Origin of the sequence: Dactylosporangium sp. NPDC006015 (assembly GCF_040614215.1) — a bacterium.
GTDB lineage: Bacteria > Actinomycetota > Actinomycetes > Mycobacteriales > Micromonosporaceae > Dactylosporangium > Dactylosporangium maewongense.
Genome location: NZ_JBEXUD010000039.1, coordinates 110,093 through 116,318, shown reverse-complemented (window position 1 = coordinate 116,318; position 6,226 = coordinate 110,093). Strand labels below are relative to the sequence as shown.

Sequence of the window (6,226 nt, the reverse complement as noted above, 5' to 3'; positions counted from 1 at the left end):
CTGGGGTGTGCGGTGGTTGACAGGTTCATAGAGTTACGGCGGCCATAGCGGAGGGGAAACGCCCGGTCCCATTCCGAACCCGGAAGCTAAGCCCTTCAGCGCCGATGGTACTGCACCCGAGAGAGTGTGGGAGAGTAGGACGCCGCCGGACAAAATTTCGCAGTAGCCCCAGCCATCCGGCTGGGGCTACTCGCATTTCCAGACCAGGAAATAGCGCCAGAAGGCGCTGAAAGCGAAAGCCGGGGTCAGCGCTTCTCGACGGCCGGCCGGATCGTCGACAGGGCCTTCTCCGCGTCCGCCGCCTTGCTGCCGGGAAGCACCACGACGCCGAGCGAGCCGTTGTCCGCCCAGCCGCACACGGCGATCACGCCGTCCTTGTCGTCGATCTCGCCGCACCGGGCCACCCCGCCCAGGTCGCCGGCGTCGACGTCATGAACCCCGCGGATCGCGGTGTCCGCGCCGGCGACGGCCTTGAAGGCACCGTCCAGGGACCGCTCCGGCTTCCAGATGCGGCCGGTCCCGGCCACGAGGATGACCGTGCGGGTCTCGGAGCCGTTCGGCTCCCGGTAGATGGCGCCGAGGCTGTCGTCGAGACTGACCTCGGTCACGATCGCGTCCCGGACGTACTCGGAGGCCTGAGCGGCCTCGTCGGTGGAGAACAGCGTGTAGGAGCCGATCTGCGTCGGTGTGGACACCTTGGTGTCGCTCTGCTGGGTCACCCGCCAGACCGTCGGGCCGTAGACGACCGCGGAGCCCAGCAGGGCCACGCCGGCGAGGGCCCCGCAGACGATGGCCACCTTCTTCACATTGACGGAAGAACGCGGCTCGTCATCAGGCTCATCCGCGTCGGAGATGCCCGGAAGATCGACCATCGGCGCAGCCTAGCAAGGCCCCGCACGCACAGTGGGGCCGGACCGCAGCGGCCCGACCCCACCGGTACATCAGCGGAAAACGCGATCAGCGGGACTCCACCGCCGGGCGGATCTGCAGGAACAGGTCCGAGGCCTCCCCGAGGTCCCGGCCGATGAACACCCCGATGCCGACACTGCCGTGGTCGGCCCAGGCGCACAGGGTCATCGGCAGCTCGTCCTCGGTGCCGCTCGCGCACTTCACCGTGCCGCCCAGGTCGCCGGCCGGGTAGCTGGTCTGCCCGCCGAGGCTGCCGCCGGTGGAGTTGAAGCCCTTGAACGCGTCCTCGATCTCGTCGTCGGGGAAGACGACCGTGGACGTCGCCGCGACGATCACGACCAGCTTCTGCGGGTCGCCGGTGCTGTAGATGCCCGCCGCGACCTCGTCCACGTCGCCGACGTCGTTGCGCAGATCACGCTCCATCTGGTCGACGATCGTCTGCATCTCGTCGGAGGTTTCCTTCTTCAGCCCGCCCGGCAGCGTCTCCGGCGCCGTCACCGTGGTGCCGGACGCGTCGATGATCGGGTACAGGAACACGCCGCAGCCGACCGCGCAGATCAGGAACAGCGCGCCCAGGATCCCGAGTGTGATCTTCAGCCCCTTGCCCCGGCGCGGCGGCGGGGGCGGCGGGAAGGCCGGGCCCTGCCCCGGGAACGGCGCCGCGGGCTGGAACGGCGGTGCAGACGGCTGGAACGGCGGTGCCGACGCCTGGTACGGGTCCTGGTACGCCGGCTGCTGGTACGGCTGCTGAGGCTGCGCATACGACTGCGGCGGGCCGTACGGGCCGGGCTGCTGGGGGTAGGACCCGCCGCTCGGAGCCTGTTGCGTGCCGAACTCCGGCGCCAGGTCGTACGACTGGGGCTGGAACGGCTGCGAGTGGGGCTCGTCGTCGGACGGGCGGGGCGGGTAAGTCACCGTCGATCAGTCTCCTGAGTGAGGGGGCAATGGCGAGCGTAGACCCCACGCGCGAAGTTCTAGACTCGCTGTTGTGACGGAGACTCAACGGACGCCCGGCAGCGCCGAGCCGACCGCCCCCACTGCCTCGGTGCTCTCGGCCCAGTATGCGCCCGGCGAGGTGGAGCAGCGGCGGTATGAGCGATGGGTGGCCGACGGTCTGTTCAAGGCCGACACGGCCAGCGACAAGCCACCGTTCACGATCGTGCTGCCCCCACCCAACGTGACGGGCTCGCTGCACATCGGTCACGCCCTCGACCACACGGTCCAGGACGCGATCATCCGCCGGAAGCGGATGCAGGGCTTCGAGGCGCTGTGGCTGCCCGGCATGGACCACGCCGGCATCGCCACGCAGAACGTCGTGGAGCGGCAGCTCGCCACGTCCGGGCAGTCCCGGCACGACCTGGGCCGCGAGGCGTTCGTGGAGAAGGTCTGGCAGTGGAAGGCCGAGTCCGGCGGCAAGATCCTCGGCCAGATGACCCGCCTCGGCGACTCCGTGGACTGGAGCCGCGAGCGGTTCACCATGGACGAGGGGCTGTCCCGCGCCGTCCTCACCATCTTCAAGCGGCTCTTCGACGACGGCCTCATCTACCGGGCCGAGCGCATCATCAACTGGTGCCCCCGGTGCCTGACCGCGCTGTCCGACATCGAGGTCGAGCACTCCGACGACGACGGTGAGCTGGTCTCGATCCGTTACGGCGAGGGTGCCGACGCGATCGTCGTGGCCACCACGCGGGCCGAGACGATGCTCGGTGACACCGCGGTGGCCGTGCACCCCGACGACGAGCGCTACAAGCACCTCGTCGGCACCGAGGTCGAGCTGCCGCTCACCGGCCGCCGGATCCCGATCGTCGCCGACGCGCACGTCGACCCGGCGTTCGGCACCGGCGCGGTCAAGGTGACCCCCGCGCACGACCCCAACGACTTCGAGATCGGCCAGCGGCACGACCTGCCGAGCCTCACCATCATGGACGAGCACGGCGTCATCACCGTCCACGGCCCGTTCCTCGGCCTGGACCGCTTCGAGGCGCGGCCCGCCGTCGTCGCCGCGCTGCGCGCCGAGGGGCGCATCGTCGCGGAGAAGCGGCCGTATGTCCACGCCGTCGGCCACTGCCAGCGGTGCGGCACCACCGTGGAGCCGCGCCTGTCGCTGCAGTGGTTCGTGCGCACCGAGCCCCTGGCGCGGGCCGCCGGCGACGCCGTCCGCGACGGCCGGGTCCGGGTGGAGCCGCCGGAGCTCACCAAGCGCTACTTCGGCTGGGTCGACAACATGCACGACTGGTGCATCTCCCGGCAGCTGTGGTGGGGTCACCGCATCCCGGTGTGGTACGGGCCACAGGGCGAGGTCGTGTGCGTCGGCCCCGACGAGCAGGTGCCGGAGGGCGAGGGCTGGACGCAGGACCAGGACGTCCTCGACACGTGGTTCTCCTCGGCGCTGTGGCCGTTCTCCACGCTCGGCTGGCCCGACGAGACCCCCGACCTGGCGAAGTTCTACCCGACCAGCGTCCTGGTGACCGGCTACGACATCCTGTTCTTCTGGGTCGCCCGGATGATGATGTTCGGCCTGTACGCGATGGACGGCCGCCAGCCGTTCGACGTCGTCATGCTGCACGGCATGGTCCGCGACCAGCACGGCAAGAAGATGTCGAAGTCGTTCGGCAACGTCGTCGACCCGCTCGACTGGATCGACCGGTTCGGCGCCGACGCGACCCGCTTCACCCTCGCCCGCGGCGCCAACCCCGGCGCCGACGTGCCGGTCAGCGAGGAGTGGGTGCAGGGCGCCCGCAACTTCTGCAACAAGCTGTGGAATGCCACCCGGTTCGGCCTGTCCAACGGCGCGACCGTCGAGGGTGACCTGCCCACCGAGGACCTGTCGACCGTCGACCGGTGGATCCTGTCCCGGCTCCAGCACGTCATCGCCGAGGTCGACGAGCAGTTCGAGGCGTTCGAGCTGGCGAAGGTGTGCGACACGCTCTACCACTTCGCGTGGGACGACGTCTGCGACTGGTACCTGGAGCTGTCGAAGGGCGCGATGACGCCGCAGCGGCAGCGGGTGCTGGGCCACGTGCTCGACCAGCTGCTGCGGCTGCTGCACCCGATCACGCCGTTCGTGACCGAGGAGCTGTGGACGACGCTGACCGGCGCGCCGACGCTGGTGCGGGCCGCCTGGCCGGTCGCCGACCAGGCGCTGGTGGACGACGCCGCCGAGCGGGAGGTCGCCGACCTGCAGCGGGTCGTCACCGAGGTCCGCCGGTTCCGCGCCGACCAGGGCGTCAAGCCGGCCCAGCGGGTCGTCGCCCGGCTCGAAGGCCTCGACGCCGCCGGCCTGTCCGCGCACGAGGGCCTCATCCGGTCCCTGGCGCGGCTCGAGGCGCCCGGCGCGGAGTTCGCGGCCACCGCGAAGCTCAGCGTCGGCGTCGGGGTCACCGTCGAGCTCGACACCCGCGGCACGATCGACGTCGCCGCGGAGCGGGCCCGGCTCGGCAAGGACAAGGCCGCCGCGGAGAAGGAAGCCGCGCAGTGCCGGGCCAAGCTGGAGAACCCGGCGTTCACCGACAAGGCACCCGACGCGGTCGTGGAGAAGATCCGCCAGCGGCTCGCCGCCGCCGAGACCGACCTGGCCCGGATCAACGGGCAGCTGGACGCGCTGTGAGCTGGCAACGGAGCGGGCAACGGCGTGCGGCGGAGGCGCTGGCATGAGCCGGTTCAACGAGGTCGAGCAGGAGCTCAACGGCCGGGGCTTCACCAGGATGGTGTTCGACCTCGGCCGGATCGAGGCCCTGCTCGACTCGCTGGGCAGCCCGCAGCGGGCGTACCCGGCGATCCACCTGACGGGCACCAACGGCAAGACCTCGACGGCCCGGATGATCGACTCGCTGCTGCGCGCGCACGGCCTGCGGACGGGGCGTTACACCAGCCCCCACCTGCAGACGATCCGTGAGCGCATCAGCATCGAGGGCGAGCCGATCACGGAGGAGCGGTTCGTCGAGGTGTACGAGGAGGTCCAGCCCCTCGCCGAGTACCTGGACGCGCGCAGCGACGCGCCGCTGACGTACTTCGACATGACCACGGCGATGGCGTTCGCCGCGTTCGCCGACGCGCCCGTCGACGTCGCCGTCGTCGAGGTCGGCCTCGGCGGCGCCGACGACTCCACCAACGTGCTGCAGGCGCAGACGACCGTGATCACCCCGATCGGCCTCGACCACACCGAGTGGCTCGGCGACACCATCGAGGACATCGCGCTCGCCAAGGCCGGCATCGTGCACAAGGGGTCGACCCTGATCTGCGCGGCACAGCCGGACGAGGCGATGCGCCCGATCCTGGAGCGCTGCGCCGAGGTCGGCGCGACCATCGCCCGGGAGGGCCGCGAGTTCGGCGTCGTCCGGCGCGACCTCGCCGTCGGCGGGCAGGTCCTCACCCTGCAGGGCCTGTCCGGCACGTACGAGGGCGTCTTCCTGCCGCTGCACGGCGAGCACCAGGCGCAGAACGCCGCGATCGCCCTGGCGGCCGTCGAGTCGTTCCTCGGCGCCGGCAACGAGCGGGCGCTGAGCGCCGACGCCGTCCGCGAGGGGTTCGGCGGCGCCACCTCGCCGGGCCGGCTCGAACGGGTCCGCAAGTCACCGCCGATCCTCGTCGACGCCGCGCACAACCCGGTCGGCATGCAGGCCACCGTCCGCGCGCTCAACGAGGAGTTCGCGTTCAGCGGCCTCGTCGCCGTCGTCGCGGCCCTCGCCGACAAGGACGTCGAAGGCATGCTGGAGCTGCTCGAGCCGATCACCGAGAGCATCGTCTGCACCCGCAACAGCTCGCCCCGGGCCATGTCGGCCGCGCAGCTCGGCGCGATCGCCGAGGAGCTGTACGGGCCCGAACGGGTCCACGTCGTGCCCGACTTCGCCGACGCGATCGACGCGGCCGTCACGCTCGCCGAGTCCGACAACGCGATCCCCGGCTCGATCGGCATCCTCGTCACCGGCTCGGTCGTCACCGTCGCCGACGCCCGCGGGCTGCTGAAGCGATGAGCACCACCGGCCTGAAGAACCCCGGCGGCGCCGTCCGCGGCGTCGGCGCGTCCGCGCTCGTCGTGTTCGGCCTGGTCCTGCTGCTCGCGCTGCTGCCCCTGGCGAAGCTCGGCCAGTCGGCCGGCGCGCTGTGGCTCTGCGGCGGGCTCGCCGTGCTCAGCTTCGCCCTCTGCGGGCTGCTGCGGCACGGATGGGCGTGGCACGCGGCGCTGGTCGTGCCGGTCGCGCTGCTCGCCGGCGGCGTCCTGCACTGGTCCCTGCTCGCCCTCGGCATCGTCTTCGGCCTGACGTGGGCTTACGTGTTGTACGTGCGGCGAGCCGTCTACGCGAACAAACCCTGACGC

General features: G+C 71.2%; 5 protein-coding genes and 1 rRNA gene. 4 read left to right on the top strand and 2 right to left on the bottom strand.

Annotated elements, in window-relative coordinates; genetic code table 11:
* The first annotated feature begins 34 nt into the window (after positions 1 to 34).
* Positions 35 to 151 (top strand): 5S ribosomal RNA (gene rrf, locus ABZ321_RS43880).
* A 94-nt stretch (positions 152 to 245) separates the two neighbouring features.
* Here the strand turns inward: rrf and ABZ321_RS43875 are convergent.
* Both ABZ321_RS43875 and ABZ321_RS43870 read right to left on the bottom strand, forming a co-directional pair.
* Positions 246 to 872: a hypothetical protein gene (locus ABZ321_RS43875; protein ID WP_354901756.1), complete on the bottom strand. Its 627-nt coding sequence runs from the start codon at positions 870 to 872 to the stop codon at positions 246 to 248.
* Between the two features lie 85 nt (positions 873 to 957).
* Positions 958 to 1,824 (bottom strand): hypothetical protein, encoded by an 867-nt coding sequence (locus ABZ321_RS43870; protein ID WP_344512273.1) that lies wholly within the window; start codon positions 1,822 to 1,824, stop codon positions 958 to 960.
* A gap of 73 nt (positions 1,825 to 1,897) precedes the next feature.
* Between ABZ321_RS43870 and ABZ321_RS43865 the strand changes: the two genes are divergently transcribed.
* The 3 genes from ABZ321_RS43865 to ABZ321_RS43855 are packed head-to-tail and all read left to right on the top strand — an operon-like array spanning position 1,898 to position 6,223.
* Complete coding sequence (locus ABZ321_RS43865; protein WP_354901754.1) at positions 1,898 to 4,516, top strand: valine--tRNA ligase; 2,619 nt, start codon at positions 1,898 to 1,900, stop codon at positions 4,514 to 4,516.
* A 43-nt stretch (positions 4,517 to 4,559) separates the two neighbouring features.
* Positions 4,560 to 5,882 carry a folylpolyglutamate synthase/dihydrofolate synthase family protein gene (locus ABZ321_RS43860; protein WP_354901752.1) on the top strand — a complete coding sequence of 441 codons (1,323 nt, stop codon included), beginning with the start codon at positions 4,560 to 4,562 and terminating at the stop codon, positions 5,880 to 5,882.
* Positions 5,879 to 6,223, top strand: a complete 345-nt coding sequence (locus ABZ321_RS43855) for a DUF4233 domain-containing protein (protein ID WP_344512276.1) — start codon at positions 5,879 to 5,881, stop codon at positions 6,221 to 6,223. The genes ABZ321_RS43860 and ABZ321_RS43855 overlap by 4 nt, the downstream gene beginning before the upstream one ends.
* Positions 6,224 to 6,226: the final 3 nt, after the last annotated feature.